The 26,414-nt window shown below is 39.1% G+C and carries 20 protein-coding genes; 2 read left to right on the top strand and 18 right to left on the bottom strand.

Going from position 1 to position 26,414, the window contains the following annotated elements; all coding sequences use genetic code 11:
* Positions 1 to 18: 18 nt before the first annotated feature.
* Entirely contained in the window at positions 19 to 1,287 is a 1,269-nt protein-coding gene (locus tag CD33_RS05325) for a HAMP domain-containing sensor histidine kinase (protein WP_036198820.1), read from the bottom strand.
* Entirely contained in the window at positions 1,284 to 1,973 is a 690-nt protein-coding gene (locus CD33_RS05320) for a response regulator transcription factor (protein WP_036198819.1), read from the bottom strand. The genes CD33_RS05325 and CD33_RS05320 overlap by 4 nt, the downstream gene beginning before the upstream one ends.
* Before the next feature lie 220 nt (positions 1,974 to 2,193).
* Here CD33_RS05320 and CD33_RS05315 point away from each other — a divergent pair, with 220 nt between their 5' ends.
* Positions 2,194 to 4,245 carry a S9 family peptidase gene (locus CD33_RS05315; protein ID WP_036198818.1) on the top strand — a complete coding sequence of 684 codons (2,052 nt, stop codon included), beginning with the start codon at positions 2,194 to 2,196 and terminating at the stop codon, positions 4,243 to 4,245.
* A 181-nt stretch (positions 4,246 to 4,426) separates the two neighbouring features.
* Here the strand turns inward: CD33_RS05315 and CD33_RS05310 are convergent, their stop codons facing one another.
* The 7 genes from CD33_RS05310 to CD33_RS05280 all read right to left on the bottom strand — a co-directional run bounded on the left by CD33_RS05310 (position 4,427) and on the right by CD33_RS05280 (position 12,687).
* Positions 4,427 to 5,401 (bottom strand): tRNA dihydrouridine synthase, encoded by a 975-nt coding sequence (locus tag CD33_RS05310; protein ID WP_036198817.1) that lies wholly within the window; start codon positions 5,399 to 5,401, stop codon positions 4,427 to 4,429.
* 707 nt (positions 5,402 to 6,108) lie between these two features.
* Positions 6,109 to 6,963, bottom strand: a complete 855-nt coding sequence (locus tag CD33_RS05305) for a hypothetical protein (protein ID WP_036198816.1) — start codon at positions 6,961 to 6,963, stop codon at positions 6,109 to 6,111.
* Positions 6,964 to 7,356: 393 nt separating this feature from the next.
* A complete protein-coding gene (gene mutM, locus CD33_RS05300) occupies positions 7,357 to 8,160 on the bottom strand; it encodes a bifunctional DNA-formamidopyrimidine glycosylase/DNA-(apurinic or apyrimidinic site) lyase (RefSeq protein WP_036198815.1) in 804 nt (267 codons plus the stop codon).
* A gap of 277 nt (positions 8,161 to 8,437) precedes the next feature.
* Positions 8,438 to 10,450, bottom strand: a complete 2,013-nt coding sequence (locus CD33_RS05295) for an ABC transporter permease (protein ID WP_036198813.1) — start codon at positions 10,448 to 10,450, stop codon at positions 8,438 to 8,440.
* On the bottom strand, positions 10,440 to 11,207 hold the full coding sequence (locus CD33_RS05290) for an ABC transporter ATP-binding protein (RefSeq protein ID WP_036198812.1): 768 nt from the start codon (positions 11,205 to 11,207) through the stop codon (positions 10,440 to 10,442). Before CD33_RS05290 ends, CD33_RS05295 begins: the two co-directional genes overlap by 11 nt.
* A 39-nt stretch (positions 11,208 to 11,246) precedes the next feature.
* The gene (locus CD33_RS05285; RefSeq protein WP_235863372.1) at positions 11,247 to 11,678 is read right to left on the bottom strand and encodes a hypothetical protein; all 432 of its coding nucleotides are present in this window, start codon (positions 11,676 to 11,678) and stop codon (positions 11,247 to 11,249) included.
* Between the two features lie 334 nt (positions 11,679 to 12,012).
* The gene (locus CD33_RS05280) at positions 12,013 to 12,687 is read right to left on the bottom strand and encodes a hypothetical protein (protein WP_052130019.1); all 675 of its coding nucleotides are present in this window, start codon (positions 12,685 to 12,687) and stop codon (positions 12,013 to 12,015) included.
* Positions 12,688 to 12,775: 88 nt separating this feature from the next.
* Here CD33_RS05280 and CD33_RS05275 point away from each other — a divergent pair, with 88 nt between their 5' ends.
* A complete protein-coding gene (locus tag CD33_RS05275) occupies positions 12,776 to 13,645 on the top strand; it encodes a helix-turn-helix transcriptional regulator (RefSeq protein ID WP_036198810.1) in 870 nt (289 codons plus the stop codon).
* Between the two features lie 213 nt (positions 13,646 to 13,858).
* Here the strand turns inward: CD33_RS05275 and rlmD are convergent, their stop codons facing one another.
* From rlmD to pcrA, 9 genes are all read right to left on the bottom strand, one after another.
* Positions 13,859 to 15,220 carry a 23S rRNA (uracil(1939)-C(5))-methyltransferase RlmD gene (rlmD, locus tag CD33_RS05270; protein WP_036198809.1) on the bottom strand — a complete coding sequence of 454 codons (1,362 nt, stop codon included), beginning with the start codon at positions 15,218 to 15,220 and terminating at the stop codon, positions 13,859 to 13,861.
* 338 nt (positions 15,221 to 15,558) lie between these two features.
* Positions 15,559 to 16,485, bottom strand: coding sequence for a diacylglycerol kinase (locus CD33_RS05265; RefSeq protein ID WP_036198808.1), 927 nt, complete (start codon positions 16,483 to 16,485; stop codon positions 15,559 to 15,561).
* A gap of 110 nt (positions 16,486 to 16,595) precedes the next feature.
* A complete protein-coding gene (locus CD33_RS05260; RefSeq protein ID WP_036198807.1) occupies positions 16,596 to 17,159 on the bottom strand; it encodes a thioredoxin family protein in 564 nt (187 codons plus the stop codon).
* A 160-nt stretch (positions 17,160 to 17,319) separates the two neighbouring features.
* Positions 17,320 to 18,765 (bottom strand): Asp-tRNA(Asn)/Glu-tRNA(Gln) amidotransferase subunit GatB, encoded by a 1,446-nt coding sequence (gene gatB / locus CD33_RS05255; protein ID WP_036198806.1) that lies wholly within the window; start codon positions 18,763 to 18,765, stop codon positions 17,320 to 17,322.
* Positions 18,766 to 18,767: 2 nt separating this feature from the next.
* Positions 18,768 to 20,231, bottom strand: coding sequence for an Asp-tRNA(Asn)/Glu-tRNA(Gln) amidotransferase subunit GatA (gene gatA / locus CD33_RS05250; protein ID WP_036198805.1), 1,464 nt, complete (start codon positions 20,229 to 20,231; stop codon positions 18,768 to 18,770).
* A 28-nt stretch (positions 20,232 to 20,259) separates the two neighbouring features.
* Complete coding sequence (gatC, locus tag CD33_RS05245; RefSeq protein WP_036198804.1) at positions 20,260 to 20,553, bottom strand: Asp-tRNA(Asn)/Glu-tRNA(Gln) amidotransferase subunit GatC; 294 nt, start codon at positions 20,551 to 20,553, stop codon at positions 20,260 to 20,262.
* 301 nt (positions 20,554 to 20,854) lie between these two features.
* Positions 20,855 to 22,033 (bottom strand): CamS family sex pheromone protein, encoded by a 1,179-nt coding sequence (locus CD33_RS05240; protein ID WP_036198803.1) that lies wholly within the window; start codon positions 22,031 to 22,033, stop codon positions 20,855 to 20,857.
* 14 nt (positions 22,034 to 22,047) lie between these two features.
* Positions 22,048 to 24,057, bottom strand: a complete 2,010-nt coding sequence (gene ligA / locus CD33_RS05235) for an NAD-dependent DNA ligase LigA (RefSeq protein WP_036198802.1) — start codon at positions 24,055 to 24,057, stop codon at positions 22,048 to 22,050.
* Positions 24,058 to 24,117: 60 nt separating this feature from the next.
* Positions 24,118 to 26,373 (bottom strand): DNA helicase PcrA, encoded by a 2,256-nt coding sequence (gene pcrA / locus CD33_RS05230; protein WP_036198801.1) that lies wholly within the window; start codon positions 26,371 to 26,373, stop codon positions 24,118 to 24,120.
* Positions 26,374 to 26,414: the final 41 nt, after the last annotated feature.

Genomic DNA, 26,414 nt, shown 5'->3' with positions numbered 1-26,414 from the left:
CACTCATTCCTAACGGAGTCAAAAGGCAAGCTTGACTTTCAAGACAACTGTAAAACCGCATTTCCAGTTAAAACAACCAATTTCGCCTTCCATATTTTCCATGAAGTATTTCGAAATAAAAAGGCCAAGGCCTGACCCATTACTGCCTTCAACATTCTTTCCGCGATAATATTTATTGAATAATAGCGGCAGCTCCCCTTCGCTGACACCCGGCCCATAATCTATAAAGTGGAGCTCGAGATACCCGTCATTGATTGAAGCCGCAATTCTCACTTTTGTTCCTGCATATTTGTAGGAATTACTGATGATGTTGTCGATTACTTGCTGCAACCGAACAGGATCCATTAATATAATACATTCCGGGATTGGTTCATAGTCGATTTCGTTATCATAATTGACACTTTCAATCATATTTTCAAGCACTTTGCTCGATTCCTCTGTTATGGTTAGCTTTAATTGTTGCAGTTCTTCCAACGTGGCGTGAAACATATCTGTCACTAGTAGATTGATCTGCTCTGCTTTCGAATTTATAATATTCACGTGCTTTATCACCTTATCGTCCTTAGCTTGCATAAGCATTAACTCACTTACTGCTTTGATTGAAGCAACGGGCGTCTTGATATCATGACTCAATGTGGCAACAAGCTCCTTCTTGCTACGGTTCGATTCATACTCTCTCTGACGGGCACACCCTAGTTCTTCCCGCAATAAATCAAAACTTTCCGTAAACGCTCCAAAATAATTATTCCTGTCCATATTTAAAGGTATCGCCAAATTGCCTCTTGCCACATTTACCGCAAAGTTTTGAAGTTGCTTAAAAGGCTTCAACAAATTTCTGTCTATATACCCCATCATCACAGTACAAATTATCATTAAAAAAGCAAAGATTGAAGTAATGGAAACGATTAATTCACGTTTCATTTGTGCCATCATTTCTTCTTCATCATTTCGGATAATTATTTTCCCTACAATATCGTTATTTAGTTTCAAATCTATTAATTGATCTCTATTTTTTATGGCATCGTCTATATTGTTGAACTGATTGCCCATTGTTTGGTAAATCACATTCCCCGTAACATCTATAATCGAAAAGGGTAGTTTTAGTTCACTATTGCGAAAGGTATCTTCACTTATTTTACCCCAATTTTTTTCGGCGGTTTTCACCACGTCATTCACGGCGACAAGATCCACTTCTGATATAGCCTTATTGTTAATGATGATGATTGAGGAGACAATTCCCAGAGCAAAAACAACCAAAACCATGAGAAATAGCAGTTTGATCCTCATAGATTGTTATCCTCTAACACATATCCCACTCCCCATACTGTTTTTATAAATTGGGGATCCTTTGGGTTTCGTTCAATCTTCTCGCGCAAATGCCGGATATGTACATTGAGGGTCCCATCCCCTACAAAAGAATCTTCCCATACGTTTTGAAACAATTCTTCTTTTGTAAGGATACGATTTTTATTTTTAGCCAAATAATAAAGAAGTTTATATTCCATCGTTTTCAGCTGAATAGATACACCATCTACACGTACACGATGGAGCTTTGCATCAATTTGGATATGTCCAAATTCTATTGCTTCTTGCGGTAGATTGGAACTTCCGCCGTACCTTTTGAGCACCGCTTTCACTTTTGCCAATAAAATGCTTAGCGTATATGGCTTTTGTATGTAGTCATCCCCACCTATGTTTAGCGCAATGAGAACGTCGTCATCACTCGAACGTGCACTTATAAAGAGGATCGGAATTTGCGTGGTTTTACGCAACTTTTTACATAAGTCAAACCCGGATTCATTCCCCAGATTGATGTCTAGAAGAAGCAATGATGGCTCATGTTTCTCCAAAAAACGCTCGCACTCTTGCACACTCGTAACAAATGCCGTTTTGACCTCAAACATATTAAAATACTCGCAAGTTGTTTCTGCTAAAACAATTTCGTCGTCTACAATTAAACAATCTATTTTCATCGTAAATCTCCTAGAGAAAGACTTTCCTACTAGTTTATCAGGATATTTACAGTATACAATAAATGGGATGGGTAAGTGTAAATTTATGGGTATTTGGGGTTTCAAAAATTAATATGCTGAGGTATAGGACCAATAAATTAGCATCATACAAAAGAGTAAAAAGGGTTTCAAGGAAACTATCTCGAAATTATTTATATCTGTATATAGAGAGGAGAATTTCATGAATCTACCTGTAGCAAAACGCATTCCTTATTCTCATGAATTACATGGCGACCGACGAGAAGATGACTTTTATTGGCTTAAGGAACGTACTAATCAAGAAGTGATTCACTATTTAGAAGAAGAAAACCGGTACTATGCTGAAATTATGGAGTCTTTAAAGAAACAGACTGAACAAATTTACCAAAGTATGGTAGACCGTGTTCCCGATTCAGAAATAAAGGTTCCGGTCCAACATGGGCCATTTTTCTACTATTCTCGCTTAGATAAAGACAATCAATACCCTATTTATGCCCGCAAAAAAGCAGTTAGTCGGGATCTTTTATCAACTGTAGAGGAAGAAGTAATACTCGACTTAAATCAGCTGGCCGTCGAAGGAGGCTATTTAAGTGTGACCGAGCAGCGAATCTCATCTAATCATAATCTACTAGTATATTTAGAAAACCGTGATGGCTCAGACCGCTATACCGCCTACATAAAAAACTTGGAAACGGGTGAACTTCTAAATGATAGGATTCCAAATGTCTATCTGTACAGCAGTATAGAATGGAGCAGCTGTGGCGGGTATATTTTTTACATCACAGTGGATGAGTTTCAACGTCCATTCCAATTATGGCGTCACCGTGTAGGTAGTGAAATTGGGGATGACGAGTTACTTTACGAAGAAAAAGACGTAACGTTTACATTATTCATAGCTAAAACACAAAGCGAAAGTTTCATTATTGTTTATTCAAAATCGAGCACAACAACTGAAATCCGCTTACTAAATGCAGAACTTCCTTTATCACCCTTAAGGTTGGTAGATGAACGACGCATAGGAATAGAATATGATGTCGAACATTGGGAAAATGACCTGCTCATTCTAACAAATGAAGAAGCGTTAAATTTCCAGCTTCTTCGTTGTCCTATATCCGATTTCCATGCACGCGAAAATGTATTGCCATACGATGAAAAACGCTTCCTTCAAGGGGTGTATCCGTTCCAAAATACCTTACTTCTTTTAGGGCGAGAAAATGGTTTAACACAAATTTGGGTGCTTCGAGATGGTGAGGTTGTTCAGTTAGAATGGAACGAACCCATCTATACAGTCGGCATTTTAGATCAACAAAGCTATGATGCTAAAGAAGTATTAATCCAATTCGAGTCATTAATTACACCAAAAACAACTTACGGGTTAAATTTGCAAACTGGAGAGAAACAAAGCTTACAAGTGGCTCCAGTAAGTGGGGACTATTATCCACCCAACTATCGTCAAGAGCAATTGTGGGCAATAGCTGAAGATGGCGTAAAAATTCCTATGACGGTTTTATATCGTGAAGATGCACTTCAATCTGGACCAGCACCATTAATTCTTTCGGGATATGGTTCTTATGGTTATAGTAGCGATCCTTATTTCAGCTCGTATCGATTACCTATACTCGATAAAGGTGTTGTCATGGTCACTGTGCAAGTACGCGGTGGCTCTGAAATGGGCCGTAATTGGTATGAAAACGGTAAAATGCAGCATAAACGAAACTCATTTACGGACTTCATTGCTGCCGCGAACCATTTAATTCAACAAGCATACACAACGCCTAGTAAAATGGCTGCACGTGGTGGTAGTGCTGGTGGATTGCTTGTAGGTGCAGTTGCCAATATGGCCCCAGAGCTATTTCAGGTGATAGTACCTGAAGTGCCGTTCGTTGATGTCTTGACAACAATGCTTGATGAAACGATTCCTCTTACTACATTAGAGTGGGATGAATGGGGTAATCCTCGTAATCAAAAAGACTATTTTTATATGAAGTCGTATAGCCCTTATGATAATGTGGAAGCAAAAGACTATCCTCACTTCTATATCACCACAGGCATAAACGACCCGCGTGTAGGTTATTGGGAGCCAGCAAAATGGGTTGCCCGTTTACGTTCAATGAAAACAGACAGCAATACGCTTGTGCTTAAAACCAATATGGGCGCAGGACATTTCGGAGCATCTGGCCGTTTCAATCACTTAAAAGAAGCTGCTGAATGCTATGCCTTCATTCTTGATAAGCTTGGTGTTACAGTGGAATAAAGGGTTTATCTAGCTTTCGTTGTTGACACCTGCTAGTATTTCCTATAAGAAAGAACGTATCTCTCTACTGAAGAAATACGTTCTTTTTTCTTTATTTATTAAATTGACTATTTCTGATTGGCTGCTCCAAGCATACAAATCTCTAACTAAATAAATTGCAAAGTTTGTAATCTGGATTAGACTATTCAGCATCAACATTGTTCGCTTCAAAAGCATCAAGCAATGCACGTACTTCATCTGTTGATTTTGTGTTCATCAATTGATTTCTTAACTCGCCTGCACCGCGGAAACCTTTGACATATATTTTGAAGAAACGATGAAGTCCCGTAACAGCACGTGGCAATTCTTCTATATATTGATCATGAAGATCCAACTGATATCTAAGAAGATCCAAATATTCCTTGCTGCTATGCTCTTTTGGCTCTTTTTCAAAAGCAAAAGGATTTTTAAAGATACCACGCCCGATCATCACGCCATCTATCCCATACTTTTCTGCAAGCTGTAGCCCTACTTGGCGGTCGGGAATATCTCCGTTGATAGTTATTAAAGTATCCGGTGCAATCCGGTCGCGCAATTTCTTGATTTCCGGTATGAGCTCCCAATGGGCATCTACAGCACTCATTTCTTTTCTTGTACGTAAATGAATGGAAAGGTTCGCAATATCCTGTTTCAAAATATGCGTCAGCCATTCTTCCCACTCATTTATATCCTCAAAGCCAAGTCTCGTTTTCACACTTACAGGCAATCCGCCCACTTTCGCAGCTTGAATAAGTTCAGCGGCAACGTCCGGACGTAGAATAAGGCCACTGCCTTTCCCCCTCGATGCCACATTCGGTACGGGGCAGCCCATGTTAATATCGAGGCCTTTAAATCCCAGTTCCGCCATGCCGATACTCATTTGACGGAAATAATCCGGATTATCCCCCCAAATATGCGCCACCATAGGTTGCTCATCTTCAGTAAATAGCAACCGGCCACGCACGCTCTTCATGCCCTCCGGGTGACAATAGCTATCCGAGTTTGTAAACTCTGTAAAAAATACATCCGGCCGACCGGCTTTACTTACTACATGACGGAAAACCGTATCCGTCACATCTTCCATCGGTGCCAGTACAAAAAATGGACGTGGCAAATCACGCCAGAAATTATCATTCATTTTCAAATTCAAATCCTTTCATTGCGCATCCTGGATACACTGTCAAACTCTCATCCCAAGCTAAAGCATAGATGCCGCGTCTATTCTATTATTATTAGTTTATAATAAATACCCAACCAAGCATGCCTCAAATAGTGTGAAGAATCAATATAGTCATTTGGAGATATCCGGTTTAAGTAAATCGGTCATTATTATAGTATAACCTAGATTATTAAGTTTACCTTCACACAGTTTCCTCTTCAACTAGAATTTTTACTTGGGAAGAAGCTATAGGGGCAATGTGGAAGTTTTGCAGTAAAAGCAGATTGTTTCTGCGTGCATTATCCTACTTCGAGCTGTTCTGCTATATATGTTTCAACGGGTACTAAGTTAGCCATTCCATAGACCCACCCTAAAAAAGGTATAAAAACACGGGTATATTAGTTTTATGTAGTTGGCTAACATCACAAGCAACACTATCAGCGTTCGTTAAATTATTCCAACACAAATATTTTTTCCTTTTATTGGTGCAATAGAAAAAAGAACGAACTTTCCCACAGGAATTTCGTTCTTTGACATTTTTTCTTTAATGAAGAAGCTTATATTGATAAATGATTCTATTTATTCTCATCTGAAGTGAAATAGCGACAATCTTAGTTGATCTGAACATTTACACAGTTGTTGTGAATTGAAGAAATAAACTTATAAACTGATTTTCCGGTTAAAAACTAAATACGCATCAATGTGCCATTAGGCTTTGTTAGCTCATTAGCTGTTATCTGATTCATTTTACAAAAATATTTAAAAAATTGTTGCGCCATCTCTCGCTCCTTTGGATCACTTTTCAACGCAATTATATCAAGCAAAATTTGAGCCATCCATATATTACTAAAATAACGGTATTTACCTGTATTCCATGTCATTTTGTCGGGGGACTTCTCATTTGCATAATACTCCCAGAAAAGAAGCTGATCCGATTCCTGTTCTGTAAGTTGGAGTTTGTATTTTGTATGAGCAGGAACATATCCATCTTCACAAAGTTTACCAATAAAATCTTCATTCACCATATAGACACCTAGTATACGTCTGTCTTTTTCCCTCATGCGTGAATCTATTGAAGTTAGTAGGACGGCGCTATTTTGATGTAATCGGATAGCTTTGTTTGGTTTCCCCTTATTATTGCCACTTTTAATTTCTCCTGAAAATACCCTCCACTCTGAAAAAGTTTTTATATGTTCTTCTGTGTCACACCAAAAAACCATTTGTGATTCGGAATGAAGTTTATGATTTTTCATCAGTTTTTCGTGTTTTAAGCGAAGTTCCTGGTTTTTCCGTTGAAGTTTTCTATCCTCTTCCTTATTCCATTCTGCTTCCTTTCGTTCAATTTCTTTTTTTTGTATAATTTTTTCGAGTGATATACCATCACTTTTATCATGAATTCTTAAGTGCTTTACAAATACATCCGGGAAAACAAACATTTTATTCTCCGATGCGAATTTTATTTCAATACTAGAATGATTATGCTTGACTATGCTACCAATGCCAAAAAGCTCGTGTGTAACTTTCTTATTAATTAAGTTCATTATCTTAGTCCTCCTTAAGAATAAAAACTCGGTTATAATTTTCTAGAAAATTAATAGATTTATTCAACTAACACCTTAAAGGTTCACAACCGTTTGACTTTTTCCATGGTTAAAAAAGGATATAAAAAACCGTATCCTTAATTCGATCTACATAAATACAGCGGAATTAAGGATACGGTTGAAATACATTTGTAAGTAATTATTATAACATTTTTCTGAAAAAATAACAAATTATTATTGACAATATATTTTATCACAAGGTAAAATGTAATTTTATTCTTCAAATTACCTATAGATTAGATTAAATAATGGTCTTCAAAAAGTTCAAAAGCTCTGGCTCTGGAAAGCGCGTATGAATGAAACTTTATATATTTGTGTACTTTTTCAATTTACTTATTGCTGGCAATTGGGGCAAAGGAAGGTTTTGCGTGAAGAGATTTCTTTTTCTATAATAATCGTATTGCAACGAGAACATTCTTGGCCTTCTCTATCGTAAACATAAAATTGATAGCCTCCTGTTTTTCCATCGCCTTTATATAGTGGATTTTCCATATATCCACCTTGTTTGATTCCTTTTTCAAGAATAAATTGAATCGAGTAATAAGCCCGCGTTAATTGTTGGATATCCAGTTCATTGATTTTTTTATCAGGACGGATTTCGGCATGCCAAAGAATTTCATCAGAATACCCATTGCCTATTCCAGCCAATACTTCTTGATTGATCAATGTTGTTTTAATCGTTCCTTTTCTTTTTTGCATTATTTGTTGAAAGGCATCCAACGTAAAATCGGGATCAAGCACTTCCGGACCCAGTTTCCCCAACTCTTTCTCAACCTCTTCTGGTGTTAATAGATGCAGATAGCCTAATCGCAGTCCAATGAAATATAGATGCTGCTCCCCAAAGGAAAGCTTTACTTGAATTGTCCTGTTTGGTTTATCTTCTTCTTTGCCATAAAACATCCATCCTCCAAGCATCAAATGTAACAGTAAATACGAATCATCCTGCAGGTGGAAAATTAAATACTTTGCTCTTCTAGCAATTGATTTGATAGTTTGATTTGAAACTTGCGCAACAAACTGTTCGACCGGTTCATTAATCGATTTTTCCCGCCCAATCTCAACGTCCGAAATCTTTTGCCCACCTATCAATGATTCCAATAATGTTCTATATGTTTCCATCTCCGGCAATTCCGGCATACTTTTGTCCTCCATCATCAATTTGTTTATACAGTATTTCCTACTGGAAGGTTATTATGAATAGCTGGGTTGATATAATTGCTAAACAAGTTTTCCCCGATTACTTGCATACACACGAAAAGAACGCATCCCAATATGAGGAATACGTCCTTGAAAACAATCATTTCACAATATGCTGAGCTTAGTGGCACCTATTATTGCCGTTTAGCTTTTGTAAATGTTTGGCCACTCTAAATACAAATCAGCACCCATAATCATATGTTAAATAGCAACTCTACTAATTACTATTTTTCACGATATTTTTAACACCAACGTATGTTGCATAAAAGTATGCACCATATATAATGGCAAGCAGTAAAGAACTTATAACAATGCCTTGGTAATGAAATGTGAAATATTTACTAACAGCTGTTATTCCAACTATTGAATGGACGACTGCCAGGCTTAATGGTACCATGAAATAGATCAAACTTTGTTTCAATATTGCATTGTTTATTAATTTTTCAGTAACACCAATTTTCTTTAGGGAATTGTACCGTTCCACGCTGTCACTGGCATCAGATAATTGCTGCAATGCCATCACCGCTGCACTAGTTATAATGAATATGAGGCCCAAAAATAGACCAAGGAATACAATCAATGCTGCTGTACCATTTTCTCTAGCTAATACTTGTTCCTTTGTTTTTCCAATTACTAATGATGGATTGATGTCTCGATATTTGTCCTCCAAGAGTTCATTGAATAGCTTAGAAAACTTCTCTTCTGACTCTTCATAATACTTCTTGTCATAAACTACATTAAAACTTGTGAACTCTAATTGAAGGTCGCCGTTAAAGTTATCAGGAATGATGAGGATAAAGAACTCGCCGCTGCCTTTGGTCTTTATATTTTCCTTTATAGGAGTTTTATTTTTGATGGTATAAGCATTGTCCTCAATATGGATGATATCCTCGTTTTCAATATACTCCGGTAGCGCATTATTCACCTGATCGTAGTTAGATACAACTAAGATTTCATTCTCCTTTAGGTCAATAGCTTTTTCCCCTTTAAGCTGGATGATTGAATTATAATCTGATATTTTCATCGCCGATATAGGGCCATCTAAGTATCCTTCCTGAAGATCAATTTTCTCCTGCCTGCTTAAATACTTTGATAACAAATCTTCTATAGTAAGATTAAGTTTGTATTCACTATAAAAGGAATGTTTTTCATAAGATTCGAATTTAAAATTTATGTCTTTTAAGTATTCTTCAACATCATTCACCTTTGGTTCTTTGTTTTCCTCATCCACTATGAGAAAGGCTGAAGCATCAAAAGCTTTGTTTCCTGCTGATTGTCTATCCATCGTTCCTTTTAAATCAAATGCAGCAAACAAAAGTGTAATTGTTAAAAAGAGCATTAGGCAAATTAACGTCATGGATAGAAAGTTAGTATTAATCTTATTGTTGATCTGTCTTACTATAAATATATTTATATCTTTAAGATATATTTTTTTGTAGCTTTGCACAACTTGGATAAAGAAGCTTGAAAGACTGAAAAAGAATAACAGTGTTCCAATCACACCCATCAGGACCATAATAAGCAAATCGGAATCTTCTGCATCTAAGCCGGTTTCCAATATTCTAGCGTAAGCTGTTCCTAACAATCCCACAGCCACAATAAATATTATCAGCGATACAAATCTATTTTTCAATTTCACTTCTTCATTTTTCTTTGACGCATTCAGCATATCAATCAGTTTATATTTTGAAATAGTAAACTGGTTGAACATCATGACGAGAAGATAAATTATTCCAAAGTAGACAATCGATTTAACGATTGCGCTAAGTGAAATAACAAACTGATATTCGTCCACGTTAATCAACATGATATTAGCAACAAGTATGGACAGACCTTGCGATAAGATAATGCCAAGTATAATACCGGCGATTAGGGACAACATACCTATTAAAAGAGTCTCAAAGATTAAAATTTTTGATATTTTACCTTTTGACATTCCTAATGTCATGTAAATCCCTAACTCTTTTTTTCGCTTTTTAATTAAGATTTTATTTGCATATATAATTAGCCCACCAAGAACGAAAGATACAAATACAGATGTTCCAGCCATAAGTTTATTTAGCGTTAATAGCAGATCAGCATCCTTTTTCATCCATTCCTTTATGGCATCCTGGGATTCAATCGAATTGAAGCTGTAAAATATACATACTGCCAGGGTCAATGTCAAAAAGTATATTGAATAGTCCCTAAAGCTTCTTTTTACATTGTTGATTGCGATTTTAGAGAACATTGCCGATATCGCCTCCAAGTAAAGTAACCACTTCAATTATTTTATTGAAGAATTCCTTTCTCGTATCATTTCCACGTATAAGTTCATTAAAAATCTTGCCATCTTTAATAAACAAGATTCTATTCGCATAACTTGCGGTAAAGGAATCATGGGTAACCATCAGTATCGTCGAATGGTATGCCTTATTAAGCTTTTCAAATGAATCCAAAAGTAATCTAGAGGACTTTGAATCCAAAGCGCCAGTAGGCTCATCCGCCAAAATAAGAGAGGGTTCAGTAACGATTGCCCTTGCACTAGCTACCCTTTGCTTTTGTCCCCCTGACATTTGAAAAGGATATTTATTAAGTATTTCAGTAATTTCAAGTTTTTTCGCAACATTTTTAATCAGGTTACTTATCTCTTTTATTCCTCTATTTTGTATCGTTAAGGCTAGCGCTATATTTTCATAAGCAGTCAGTGTGTCAAGAAGGTTGAAGTCTTGGAAAATAAAACCTAGTTCATCACGTCTAAATTCTTCTAAACCTTTTGCCTTAAGGACCGTAATATCTTTGTTATTTATAATAATTTTCCCCGTTGTGACATTATCAATCGTTGAAATACAATTCAAGAGAGTCGTCTTGCCGCTGCCTGAAGGGCCCATTATCCCTAAAAATTCGCCCTCATCTACCTTGAAGCTTATATTGTCGATTGCTTTCGTAATATTGCCTTTGTTGCCATAATACTTTTCAATTTTTTCCACACTTAATATATTTTGCATCATTTTCCTCCACAATCATCCGTTTAATGGATTACTTCTCTATTTTTTCACATCAAATTCAGCATTTGTTTCCATAATCTCTGAACCTTTTACATAAATAGTAACACCGTAATGACCTTCTTCAAGCCCCTCTGGAACTGATAGGTTGGCCGTGAAATAATTCGCTTTGTTCACGATGACTTCTTCCTCAACTAAAAAACGGTTCTCTGTTGCAATTTCACCTTTATACCATACGACCTGCGCTTTATCAGTCCAGAACCGGTTCTGCTTTGCACTAAAATAAATCGTATCCCCTGGAGCAAACGTAGTCGTTACGTCGATCGGTTCCCCCTTTTCATCAATATTTTTTGACATAACACCATCCACAATTTTTGGTTCAGTAACGTATTCATATCCAAAGAAAGTTCCCACTGACAAAAGAATGATCACTAGTATTGTTATTAATGGCTTTTTCAAATCGAAATTTTTCAATTCTGATTCCTCCCAAACTTATTATTTGTTATTATCTTACCAGTGGGACCGATGACCACATATTGGTTTAGGTTTAATTAAAGTTACATTTTTGCAAGATAAAAAATAACGAGTTACAGCCATTTGCAGTGTAATAGCCATAAACCCGTTATTATAAGATGGATCAGTACATGAAGCTAATGCTATCCTTGTTTTGACATTATAAAAAAAGAACGATCCCCCATCGGATTTCGCCCTTTTTCATTACTACTCCAACCACCGCCCATTGTGCGGGGTGTTTACGGCTACGCAAGGTGCAGGTGAAGTTATTTCAAGTAGCTTCGCTCTTTTATATCTATTGTTTTGATGTGTCTTTTGTATCTAACCAACAAATGCAGCCTAGCCAAATTAAAGCTACTCCCATTGGTAAGGCTAATAGCCGATCAAACGGGTGGGGAATGATTGCAGTTGCCAAAGTCACTACTGCAGCAAACGAAAGTAATAAGCCCGCAAAGCGTGGAAAGACTTTAGCTCGAAAAATTGCGATTCCTAATAATAGGCCCCCAAGCATATAAAGTACCCCAGCTATTGGCGCCAATTGCGTGAAAATGCCAAGGTTAACCTCACTCTTATTCTCACCAAAAAGTCCCAATATACCTACCACAAATTTGGGGGCATCGTTTATGAGCAGCGGTAAAACAAATGCTTCCACGAAACTGAAAATCATTGAAATCAACCAAAACAAACTAAAGGACAAGTATCCAATCAGACCAATCCAACCCGCCTGTTCAACTTGTACCGTATAGATCCCTAAAGTTCCTACCAAAAAGAATAGGGACATAGCAATGCTCAAGCATGAAACTACGACCCATGAACTTGCGGCAACAGAAGCTATATTTTCAGATGGATGGATAAATTGAATGGCGATGTATAAAATTCCCGCCAATATTGCAAAAAAACCTGTAAACCTTTTAAGGTCCGCTCCTGTTATCTTTATCTTATATTCCTTTATTTCATGCGCTTTGTTCATCGTTTACCTCCTTGAAAACCAATTATTATTTTTTTAATTTTGTATGTTAAACTATTTAAAAATTGTAAAAAACAGGAAGGGTGATATAATGGAACATTATGAGTTAGTTGAAAAGGCATTAAACTACATTGAGGATAATGTGGAAGAATCCTTATCATTGGAATCAGTTTCAAATCACTTCTGCATCTCCAAGTACTATTTCCATAGACTTTTTTCCGCAATGATGGGGTGCTCATTTAACAACTACTTACTTTCCAGAAGATTAAATAAGTCCATCAATTTGATTCAAGACGAAAAGTTATCCTTAACGGATATTTCATATCGCCTTAACTTTGGAACACCATCATCCTTCACGCGTGCCTTCAAACGACAATATGGTTTGGCTCCAAGCAAACTGAAAGAAAATATTGAAGCTATTTCTCAATCGCCCATCCCGAGCGTTGTAAAAAAACCGATCAAAAACATCAATGGTGATATAGTCACCGATTTTACCCTTCAAGACTTCAATGCCTCAAGAATTTGTGGGATTGCATTTGAAGTTGACCTAGCAACTGAAAACTATAAGGAAAAAATCCGATCACATTCGAGGATGCTTATGGATAACATTGATCATTCCCTTAATAGCCCCTGCTATGTCATCTATTCAAATTGCCAGCCGGATTCAACTCGTTTTAAAGTTCTATTCGGTATCCCTTACGATATCCAGATCCATAAACCATATTACTTTACCATCGATGTACCTCTAATATTTTGTGCTAAGTTCAAATATTTCGGTGACATTCTCGACATAGGGGATGTACTTAGTACTGACTTTGCTAGGTTTTTAAAAATCTCCAAACAACAAGCGGAGGAGTCCAACATTGAACTGATTCAAGCTTTTGAAAGCGTTCATAAGCTTGATTCATCCTATCATCTTTACGTACCCATTAAAAAACACCCTATTGATTCAGAATGTTAGTTTGTTTCCGCCTCCAGTCTGCTTTCTTCATTATTTATAATTTAAAAATAACATCAAAAGATGATGAAGACTTTCCAAATCTTGCTGTATTTCGATTGGAGTAAAATGTGCATATTCCGTACGTAATTTTGGAGGATCAGCGGTCTTGCTAAGTTTGCTGATGTTTCAATAAAAAAAGGCCTAGAGAAATTTTCTCTAGGCCCTTTTGCTATATCAAGCTAGTTCCAACCAAGCGACCGCTTCGCAATGTGTCGTCTGCGGGAACATGTCCACTGGCTGGATTTCCACTGTTTTGTAGCCGCCATCTTCCAGGACGCGAAGATCACGGGCGAGTGTGCCAGGGTTGCATGACACGTATACAACACGTTTTGGTTTTTGTTCGATGATTGTGGTTAATAACGCTTCGTCGCATCCCTTGCGTGGAGGGTCGACAACTAATACGTCCGCTTCTTTCCCATCGGCGTACCAGCGCGGGATGACCTCTTCTGCTGGACCTGCTTCAAAGTAAGTGTTAGTGAAGCCATTTAAATCTGAATTGCGTTTCGCGTCTTCTATCGCTTGCTCCACGATTTCCACACCCATGACGGATTTTGCCTTTTGTGCCAAGAATAATGAAATCGTTCCGATACCACAGTAAGCGTCAATCACTCGCTCGTTGCCAGTCAGCTGTGCATAATCGAGAGCTTGTTTGTACAGAACTTCCGTTTGAATTGGGTTCACTTGATAGAACGACCGGGCCGATATCTCAAATCGTACGCCGCCAATTGTATCCTCGATGAAATCTTTCCCCCACAGTGTGACCGTTTCATTTCCAAGAATCACATTTGTTTTTTCAATATTTACATTCTGAACGATCGATGTCACATTCGGAACAAGCTTTTGAATTAAAGAGATTGCCGCATCTTTTTGTGGGAATTTATGTTTATTTGTAACAAGCACAACCATGACTTCCCCAGTTGCTCTCCCTTTGCGAACAACGACATGGCGCAACATTCCCTGTTGCGAAGCTTCGTTATATGGTTGCAAGCCAATATCCATAAGTTCTTTTTTCAGGTTGGCCATCATCGCATCCGCTTCGCTAACCTGGATTAAACAGCGTTCCATATCCACAATTTCGTGCGATTTTGATTTATAAAAGCCCGCAATGGGTCCTGTTTCCGTCATGGAAAAAGGAATCTGGGACTTGTTTCGGTAATTCCATGGATCCTGCATCCCTTTTACGGGCAGGACAGGGGCATCAATTTTCCCAATTCGCTTCATTACATTTCGAACCATGCTTTCCTTCCATTTCAGCTGTCCTTCATAGGATAAATGTTGAAGCTGGCATCCCCCGCATTTCCCAAAATAAATACAAGGCGCCTTCACTCGATCCGGCGATTCTATTACAATGTCCACGATCTTCGCAAATCCGTAATTTTTTAATGTTTTTAAAACATGAACTTCCACGGTTTCTTCAGGCAAGGCTCCCTGGATAAACAAAGGATACCCATCAATTTTGGCTACGCCATTGCCATCATGGGTTAAATCTTCTATATAAACTGTTTTGCGATCATTTTTCTTAACTGGTGCTACCATCTTCCGTCCTCCATTTCAGTGCTTTTATAGTAGCATAAATAAAGACGACTCAAAAGAAAATTGAGTCGTCTTTATTTTCTGTTCCGAAAGCCTGCGTCATGCGGGAATACATGGTGCACTTTTCTAATGCATAGAAAGCTTCGTCTCATTCATGAAGCGCTTCTTAATTGTAAAGAACTATCCTATAGGGCTTCATATCACTCGCGGTTCAAACAGCCTCACGAAACCATTCAAAGAGCGATACATCTAAACAGCAGAATCATCCTTATAAAGTGCACACAAAAACCCCATACAGCGGTTAGTGCAGTTGCTAAACTAACCATCGTACGGGGTAGTAGTTATTCGACCCGATCCAAATCTCGTATATCGTCGATTGGGACGAATACTTCAATATGTCTTTTTAAGTTGGTGAAGGTTACTGGTGCATCGCCACCGTATTCTCCATCTAGGTTGATGTGGATGTTTTCTTCATCGATGGTTGAAGTGACTTTGACCACACTTGCTTTTTGGTAGATTACGTTCGGGTCGTTTAAATGTTCCCCACGTAAAGCCAATGAAGCGATTCTAACAAAATCCGCGATAGTGCATTTTTTTAGAATCATCATGGTGAAGAGGCCATCGTTAATGCTTGCGTCGGGGGCAATTTTTTCGAATCCCCCTACCGAATTGGTTAAGCCACATAGGAACATCATGGCTTCCCCTTCGAATACCTCATCATCATACTCAATCCGCATAGTCGTGGCTTTAATTGAAGGAATCATTTCAATTCCTTTTAAGTAATATGCAAGTTGCCCAAGCAGTGTTTTCATCTTGCTCGGGACTTCATAAGTCAATTCGGTAATCCGGCCACCCGCTGCGATATTGATGAAGTAGCGGTCATCATCTATTAATCCAACATCCACCGGAATTGTATCGCCTTTTACAATAATATCGATTGCTTCGTCGATTTTTCTTGGAACTCGGATTGCCCGGGCAAAATCATTGGTTGTCCCCATTGGCACGACTCCTAGCTTTGGCCGTTTTTCATAAGGGCTCATCCCAGCTACTACTTCATTTAAAGTCCCATCACCGCCTGCAGCAATAATAATATCGAAACCACGTTCAACAGCATGGGCAGCAGCTTTCTTGGCATCTCCTTCACAAGTTGTTGCATGACAAGATGTTTCATAGCCTGCAGTTTCTAATTTCTCTAGTACTTCAGGCAAATGTCTCCGAAAAAGCTCTCTACCCGATGTTGGATTATAAATGATTCTTGCTCTTTTCATATTTTTTCCATCCTATACCTTTTATTATGTAAGAACATATTTTGGCGCAAAGAGGTTCCCTTCAATGACAAATTTTTTGAAATTGAAGAGAACTTCCACCTAAATCTATATTATGATAACGCTTCCGAGATGACAGTCTTCATATCTTCGTATACCCATTTAGAACATTGTGGGTCTTTTACATATTTCTCCTGCAAGTTAGTATACATCTCTTTTTGTTTTTCTTCAAATAAAGGGTCATCTTTATCCGGAAGTTGCGCTCGCATATCCATTACCAACTGTTGCAGCACCTTGGCACGCGGACCCCATTTTCCAATAACCTCGCCTTGTTCACTCAAGATCAGGTAGATAGGTATGCCGCGTCCGCCATTTGTTAAATAGCGATCAATTAAATCGGTATCCGCATCACGGAATGCACAGCGAATCTCTAAACGGGCTTCTTCGGCAATTTTCCGGATTACCGGGTTATTTAACATAGCATCCCCGCACCAGTCTTCTGTTATCGCCAAAATATGAGGTTTTCTTGCTTTCAATAATTCGAATACCTCATCTTCCGGGTTCACTTCAAAGTTTTCATATACTAGGAAGCTTGGCTCTTTTAGACTCGTCTTCATTTGATCCATGTATTCGGCCATTGTCATTGATTCTTCAAAATATTGCTGTTCAGTTTTCATTATAAAACCTCCACTCTTAATAATCCCATTTTGCCCGGGATTCAAACGAAATACAATTTTTCTGTTTCTACTAAAAATAGCCCCCAAAGCCAAATTGAACATTTAACTTACGGGGGGCTATTATGGAACCATTACGTGATTTCAAAATCCGGTTTTGGACTTATCTTTTATTAATTTCTTCAAGCAAGATTTTGTTTACCATTGGTGGGTTTGCTTGTCCCTTTGAAGCTTTCATAATTTGGCCTACCAAGAAGCCAATTGCACGGTCTTTCCCGTTTTTAAAGTCTTCAATCGATTGTGGGTTTGCATCCAATACTTCTGTTACTAAGCCAAGAAGGACAGATGGATCCGAGATTTGAACCAAACCTTTTGCTTTAACGATTTCGTTTGCGTCTCCCCCGTTTTTCACAAGCTCCGTGAATACTTTTTTCGCAATTTTTGACGAAATAGTGCCATCTGCAATAAGTTTAATCATTCCAGCTAAGTTTTCAGGTGTTAATGGAGTATCGGCAAGCTCTTTTTGTTCTGCATTCAAGTAGGCTGAAACATCGCCCATTAACCAGTTGGCAGAAAGTTTTGCGTCTGCTCCTTGTGCGACCATTTCATCAAAGAAATCAGAAATTACTTTGTTGACAACTAGCACACTTGCATCGTAATTATTTAAGCCAAGTTCTTCAACGTAGCGTTTTTTACGAGCATCTGGAAGCTCAGGAATTGAAGCTCTTACGCGTTCCAACCATTCATCATCAATATGGAGATCCACTAAGTCCGGTTCCGGGAAGTAACGGTAATCGTCTGTTCCCTCTTTAACACGCATCAAGATCGTTTTGCCCGTTTTTTCGTCAAAACGGCGAGTCTCTTGTTTAATTTCTCCACCGGACATTAACACTTCCGCTTGGCGAACTTCCTCATATTCAAGACCTTTTCGCACAAAGTTGAATGAGTTTAAGTTTTTAAGCTCTGCTTTTGTACCGAATTCTTCCTGGCCATAAGGGCGGATGGAGATATTGGCGTCACAGCGAAGTGAGCCTTCTTCCATACGCACATCGGAAACACCCGTATATTGAATAATCGCTTTTAATTTTTCAAGATACGCATAAGCTTCCGCAGGTGTGCGGATATCTGGTTCAGATACGATTTCCACAAGTGGTGTTCCTTGACGGTTAAAGTCAACTAAAGAATAACCGTCTCCATGTGTTAATTTTCCAGCATCTTCTTCCATATGAAGGCGTGTAATCCCGATTCTCTTCGTATAGCCCGGCTGACCATCCGTACCTTCAATTTCAATCTCTATCCAGCCGTTTTCACCGATTGGCTTATCAAATTGAGAGATTTGATATGCTTTTGGATTGTCTGGGTAGAAATAGTTTTTACGGTCGAATTTTGTTTGTTGGTTGATATCCATGTTAAGCGCCAATGCTGCTTTCATTGCATAATCGACAACATTTTTATTCAATACCGGCAATACTCCTGGATAACCAAGGTCGATTACTGTTGTATTTGTGTTCGGCTCCGCCCCAAAATGATTTGGTGCTGGAGAGAAAATTTTCGAATTTGTTTTTAACTCAACGTGTACTTCTAATCCGATAACTGTTTCAAAGTTCATAATTATTTACCCTCCCAAAGTTGAGGAGTTTGTTTATGGAATTCAGTTGCTTGCTCATAAGCGTGAGCCGTGCGATAGATAGTTTCCTCATCGAAATGTTTCCCGATAATTTGCAAGCCTAAAGGAAGCCCGTTATCAAAACCACATGGAATTGAAATAGCAGGAACACCCGCAAGATTTATCGGAATCGTTAAGATGTCATTAGCGTACATCGTCATTGGGTCATCAATATTGGCACCAATCTCAAATGCAGCTGTAGGTGCAGTCGGCCCTATAATTACGTCATAGTTTTCAAATACTTTATCGTAGTCTTGTTTAATTAAAGTACGCGCTTGTTGCGCCTTTTTATAGTAAGCATCGTAAGTTCCGGCACTTAAAGAGTAAGTGCCCAGCATGATACGGCGTTTTACTTCGTCGCCAAAGCCTTGTGCGCGTGTTTCTTTGTATAGTTCCATCAAGTTTTTTACGCCTTCTGCACGGAAGCCATAACGGATACCGTCGAAACGTGAAAGGTTGGAAGAAGCCTCTGAAGATGACAAGATATAATATGCTGCTAAAGCGTACTTAGAGTGAGGAAGTGAAACTTCATCAACTGTAGCTCCCAGTCCTTTTAGTACTTCAAGAGCCTGTAATACCGAATTTTTTACTTCTTCCTTCACACCTTCTCCTAGGTATTCCTTTGGAACTGCAATTCGTAGGCCTTTGATGTCGCCATCTAACTTAGCTACATAGTTTGGAACCGGAACGTCTGCTGAAGTTGAATCGTTCGGGTCAACACCTGCAATCGCTTCTAAAAGTAGTGCATTATCGTATACATTTCTTGTGATTGGCCCGATTTGGTCTAGTGATGAAGCAAATGCCACCAAACCGAAACGTGACACACGGCCATATGTAGGTTTCATTCCTACAACTCCACAATAAGACGCTGGTTGACGGATTGAACCACCCGTATCTGACCCTAGAGAGAATGGTACTTCACCAGCTGCAACCGATGCCGCTGATGCACCTGAAGATCCCCCTGGTACAGCGTTTAGGTTCCATGGGTTTTTTGTTGTTTTATAAGCGGAGTTTTCATTTGAAGAACCCATTGCGAATTCATCCATATTTAGCTTCCCGACTGTGACCATGCCCGCTTCACGCAGTTTTTTCACCACTGTTGCATCATAAATTGGGATGAAACCTTCCAATATTTTTGATGCACATGTTGTTTCTAGCCCCTCTGTTACGATGTTGTCTTTCACACCGATAGGCAAACCGAATAGTGGTCCACGTTCTTCAAATGGTACTTGATCCATTTGTGCGGCTTGTTCGGTTGCTTTTTCTTTATTTAAAGCCAAGAAAGCTTGTACATCGTTATCCAGGTTTTCGATACGAGCAAATGCTTCGTTCGTTAAATCAGCGATCTTAAATTCGCCATTATGTAAGCCTTCTTGTAATTCTTTTGATGAAAGTTTGAATACCGTCATAAGGCTGCCTCCTTTTGCTCTCTTTTTTTTAGTCTTCCAAAATTGGTGGTACTTTTACTTGACCGCCCACTTGTTCTTTTACGTTTAACATCATAACATCACGGTTAAGACCTTCTTGTGCAACGTCTTCACGCATCACATTTACGATTGGCAGGACGTGTGATGTTGGTTCCACATTTGTAGTGTCCAGCTCATTTAATGTTTGTGCGAAGTCAGTAATCTTCCCTAATTGGTCTGCAAATTTTTCAGCCTCTTCATCAGTAATAGCAAGTCGAGCTAAATGTGCAACGTGTTTTACTTCTTCTTTTGATAATTTCGCCATTAATTTACACCTCCGAAATTCTAAAGCGTGGCAATAATCATTAATTGTACCATCTTTAGTGAAATAAATCATAAATTTGGATAAAAACACGAACTTTCCTGTCAATGTTCGTAACTTATGGTAATGATTTAATTTTGCTGCCATTTTAATACACTGAATCAAAATCTATTATCGCCTTATGTTGCCTAAATTCAAACATGTGGATCTGAAATTACTTAACTTAGTTTAAATTGGAGGCGAGATTTGACTTGAGTATGTGAACCTGCAAGAAAAAAGCGCAGCCCCTTTGGACTGCACCTTTTTAGTAGTCATAAATATGAACAAAAGGTTCTTTTTCATTGGCTTCTTTCATGATCAGTGCCTCTGCACCATTAATGGAAGTGATGCTTACTTCTATGTCCACATCAAGAGGCAACTGTTGCATAATGACCCCGGATATATACTGCGTAAACCCAATGATTTCGGTCGTACCGTAAAATTGGATGGGCACTTCAATCGATAATTTACTTAGCCTATTGTTTTGATAGAACCCTTTCCCAATCACACTCGTATAATTTGAGAAATATTTATCGACGTCCTGTTTGAAGTTTTGGAAACTTGTATTTATATCCCGATAGAGTTCATCGGGAGCGGACATCGGGAACGTAACATACTTCTCATTGATGCCTTGCCAATCCCCTACAGAATTTTGGCCTTTTTCCGAAACACTATATGAAAAATATGCGCCTGGGACGATGGAGTTATTGGGAGCCTGTTTAAATAACCCAATCACTATCGGTACATCTTGAAGTTCTGTACGTTGACGCAGACGGGAAATCACCACTTCCGCAATCTCTTTTCCCTTTTTTTCAATCTCCGCATCCGGAATAGGTTCTTCAAATGTATCGCCGTATTGTTCTTTCTGGTAGTAATAAATGGAGTTTAACGCAAGTCCGATAGAGATGCCTCCAAGTTTTACTTTGTTATCATCTGTCTTTACTAGGTAATTTTGTTCAACTACATGAGCTAAATATATCGGTGCTTCTTTCGCCCTTACTTCCGGACTTAACGGTGCCCCATTGGCATCCACATCAGGAGGATTTAACCCGCGCAGTTCCTCGGGTTCATCTTTATTTTGATTGCTTCTTGCAAGCCAATTACTCACCGTATCAGTATCTAAATATTGCCCTTCCTGGAAGTAGTAATTCTCGGTATCATATACGTTTTGCGAGAGTCGCATTAAACCTTCTTCGACTTCTTTTATGTCATATTTTGTATATAGATTCGACACGACTAATCCACGGCTGGCACTTTCTTTATATGGTACCAGCGTTCTATAATAATTATCGTTCAATTGCATACTTGGGATGATTGTCGTTTCAACTACGCTTTCAGTTTCATCTGTATTTTTTAACACTTCTGTATCTTCTTTAAATGAAGGCACACAACCTGCTAGCATTGCAACAACGACCACCGCCGGAATCCAGCGAAATCGGTTCATCGTTTGAAGCTCCTTTACTGTTGTAATTGTTGTAATTGTTGTACTAGGCGGTCCTCGTCCCACACTTCGATACCTAGTTCTGTGGCTTTAGTTAGCTTGGAACCGGCTTCTTCACCTGCAATGACCAGATCTGTTTTCTTACTGACACTACCTGTCACCGTTCCACCCAGCTCTTCTATTTTCACTTTTGCTTCATTACGTGTCAATTGAGATAATTTACCTGTCAATACAATCGTTTTTCCAGCAAAAGGACTTTCCCCAACTTGGACTTGAACTTTCTTCCCTTTGTACATCATGTTGACGCCGGCTGCCTTCAGTCGATCGATCAATACCTGCACTTCCTCATTAGCGAAGAAAGTAACGATAGAATCCGCCATTTTATCGCCAATTTCGAAAACCGATTTAATATCTTCCTCTTTTGCAAGTATCAGCGCATCCATCGATTCAAATTGTTCTGCTAATAGTTTGGCGGCTTTCTCCCCGACATGGCGGATTCCTAAGCCGAATAGTAGCCGTTCTACTGAGTTCTCTTTGGAACGTTCGATGGCTCCGACAAGATTAGCGGCAGATTTTTCACCCATTCTCTCCAATCTGACGAGCTGATCTTTTTCCAGGTGATAAAGATCCGCGACATCACGGATATATTCCGCCCGTAGGAGTTGTTCTACTACTTTTTCTCCAAGACCATCAATATTCATCGCATTGCGGGAAACAAAGTGTTTTATTCCTTCTGAAATCTGTGCCGGACATCTAGGATTGACACAGCGTAATGCTACTTCTCCTTCGATGCGGACCAATTCGCTCCCACAGGCAATACAATCTTTAGGCATTTCGAATGGCACCGAATTTTCAGGTCTCTGTTCAAGGATCACCGCTACAACTTCGGGTATAATATCGCCCGCTTTATGAATAATGACTGTATCACCAACTCGGATATCCTTCTGGCGAATTAAATCCTCGTTATGAAGAGATGCCCTTCCTACCGTCGTTCCTGCCACTTGCACCGGTTTCAAGATTGCAGTTGGGGTAACCACGCCGGTGCGCCCCACTGTCAGATCAATATCTACGATGGTTGTTACAACTTCTTCAGCCGGAAATTTGAAAGCAATGGCCCAACGTGGACTTTTCGCGGTAAAACCAAGTTCATCCTGATGGGCATAGCGATTTACCTTTACCACAATTCCGTCTATTTCATAGGGTAGGTTTGGACGATTTTCTGTCCACTTATTTATAAACGCCAGCACGTCCTCAATTGTTTCACAAAACTCTCGCTCTTTATTTGATGGGAACCCTAACGTCTCCAGATAATCAAGCATTTCCGCATGAGAATCGATTCCGTAAGCTTCGCCATCCCCGCCCACAGCGTAAATAAAAGTAGAAAGATTGCGGCTCGCAGCGATTTTCGGGTCGAGTTGACGAAGTGATCCTGCTGCTGCGTTACGCGGGTTCGCAAAGAGCTCTTCCCCTCTTTCGCCGCGCGCTTTATTTAATGCTTCGAAGGAATTCTTTGGCATGTAGGCTTCACCGCGCACTTCGATGGTTACAGGTTCCTTTAGCCGAAGAGGAATGGCGCGAATTGTTCTCAAGTTCGCTGTTATGTCTTCACCGACAGTCCCATCACCCCGAGTAGCACCTTGCACAAATACACCATTTTCATAACGCAGTGAGATGGCGAGCCCATCAATTTTCAATTCACAAACATATGAAAAGTTATCACCGATTGCTTGGCGAATTTTCCGATCGAACTCTCTTAAATCATCTTCACCAAAAGCATTGGATAAACTCAGCATTGGATAAGTGTGTGTAACTTTTTTAAATCCTTGGAGTGGCTCGCCCCCCACACGGTTAGTTGGAGAATCCGGATAAATTAGGGATGGATTCGCCCTTTCAAGCGCGATTAGTTCATTTAAAAGTTGGTCATAGACAGCATCCGGAACAAGCGGCTTATCGAGCACATAGTAGGCATGCCCATACTCATGAAGTAGTTTATTTAGCTCGGCAACTCGATTTTCTATTTCGTTCATGTTATTCCTCCACCATTAAATACTCTTCTGTTCAAGATAAGTGCTCATTTATCATTAATATTATCCTTTTGTAATGGGCGCAAATTTTGCCAATAAACGCTTAATTCCAACATTCGGGAAGGCAATATCCAATTCAAGGCCATCACCTTCACCCTTCACACTAACGACCGTACCAGTGCCCCATTTACCATGAAGTGCTTTATCTCCGGCTTTCCATTCCATCTGATTGCCGCCCGTGGATTGCAAGCTTGCTAGTTGGGGCTTCGTTTGGACATTGCCTATTGTTCGTCTTCTTTGGCTTTGAACTCGGCTTCTACCTGCTCCAAAAGGCAACTCATCTCCATCAAACCGATTTCCTGATTTGGATATTTGCTCGATTACATCATCCGAAATTTCTTGTAGGAATCGGGATGGCATATTGTAGCTTGAACGACCAAAGAGTGTCCGTGCTGCAGCACATGTTAAATACAGCCTTTGTTCTGCACGGGTTATGCCGACATATGCCAAGCGACGTTCTTCCTCCATTTCAGCCGCATCATCCAATGAACGTGAATGAGGGAAAATGTTTTCCTCCATCCCGATAATGAATACTACTGGAAATTCCAAACCTTTAGCAGAGTGCATTGTCATTAAAATAATACTGCCTTTTGAGGTATCTTCTTTATCTAATGTATCAATGTCCGCGACCAGACTTAAGTCAGTTAAAAAGGAGATCAGCGATTTATCTTCGCTTCGCTCTTCAAAAGCCTTCGTAACGGATAAAAATTCCTCTATGTTTTCTAAACGGCTTTCTGCCTCTATCGTCTTTTCATTTTCCAGCATCGCTCGATAACCGGATTTCTCAATGACTTGCTCCACAAGCTCAGTCACCGATAAATATTCCTGCATCTTTGTGAAGTCTTCGATTAGCTGATGGAATTTCTCGACACTGCTTGCGGCTCTTCCTGTTATCCCCATGAACAAAACTTCTTTCATGGCATCAAAAATGGAACGATCTTGCCCGATTGCATAGGAAGCGATTTTTTCAAATGAAGTTGCCCCGATGCTTCGCTTCGGTTCATTAATAATCCTTGCCAAAGATAGGTCATCATCATTATTCGCAATTAAACGCAAGTAAGCTAATAAATCTTTGATCTCTTTACGATCATAGAACTTAGTACCGCCCACAATTTGGTAGGTCATATTCGATTTTACGAGAACTTCCTCCATGACCCGAGACTGGGCATTTGTCCGGTAAAGAACGGCAAAATCATCCAGGGTGCGATTTTCCTTTTCCATCAACTTTTGAATCGTTTGGACGACAAATTGTGCTTCATCCTGCTCGTTTGACGCTTTGTAAAGAACGAGCTTTTCACCATCCAGGTTTTCAGTTCGCAATTTTTTTGGATATCGGCTTTCATTATGCTCAATTACGTCATTGGCGGCTTGCAGGATTCGTTTTGTAGAACGGTAATTTTGCTCAAGCAGGATTACTTTCGCATTCGGGTAATCCTTTTCAAATGAAAGGATGTTGCCGATATCAGCTCCGCGCCAACGATAAATCGATTGGTCTGAATCCCCTACTACACAGATGTTCTTAAATTTTTGTGCAAGTAATTGAACGAGCTTATATTGGGAGTGATTGGTATCTTGATACTCGTCCACATGTATGTATTGGAATTTATTTTGATAGAATTCCAACACTTCAGGTACCCGTTCAAAAAGGGTAATCGTTGTCATGATTAAATCGTCAAAATCTAGTGATTGATTTCGTCGAAGTCTTTTTTCATATCCTTCATATACTTGAGAGACTACTTTTTCGTATGGATTGTTGGGGTTGCTGTTTGCTTTGTACATATCTGCCGTAATACATTCATTCTTTGCAGAGCTGATTGCATTCAATACTGCTCTTGGCTCATAGCGTTTCGGGTCTATGTTCAGCTCTTTTAAAACATTTTTCACAACTGTTAATTGGTCACTTGAATCCAAAATTGAGAAGTTTTTTGAAATGCCGATCCGATCCACATTGCGTCTTAAAATACGCACACACATTGAGTGGAATGTGGATACCCACATGCTTTCTGTTGTACCGTTGCCGAGCAGCTTATCGATTCTTTCGCGCATTTCCCGTGCCGCTTTATTAGTGAATGTGATTGCCAGAATTTTAGAAGGATAGACTTCCTTTTCAACAACCAAGTAGGCAATACGATGTGTTAAAACACGTGTTTTGCCAGATCCGGCCCCCGCCATAATCAGCAGTGGTCCGTCTGTTGTTTTTACTGCTTCAGCTTGTTGTGGATTCATGCCATTGAGTAAGTTTTTGGTTATTTGTTCCATAGTGCACCGCCTTTATACAAACATTTGTTCCATTATTATAA

It is taken from the genome of Ureibacillus sinduriensis BLB-1 = JCM 15800 (assembly GCF_000772955.1).
GTDB lineage: Bacteria > Bacillota > Bacilli > Bacillales_A > Planococcaceae > Ureibacillus > Ureibacillus sinduriensis.
This window is presented reverse-complemented; position numbering and strand designations above follow the sequence as displayed.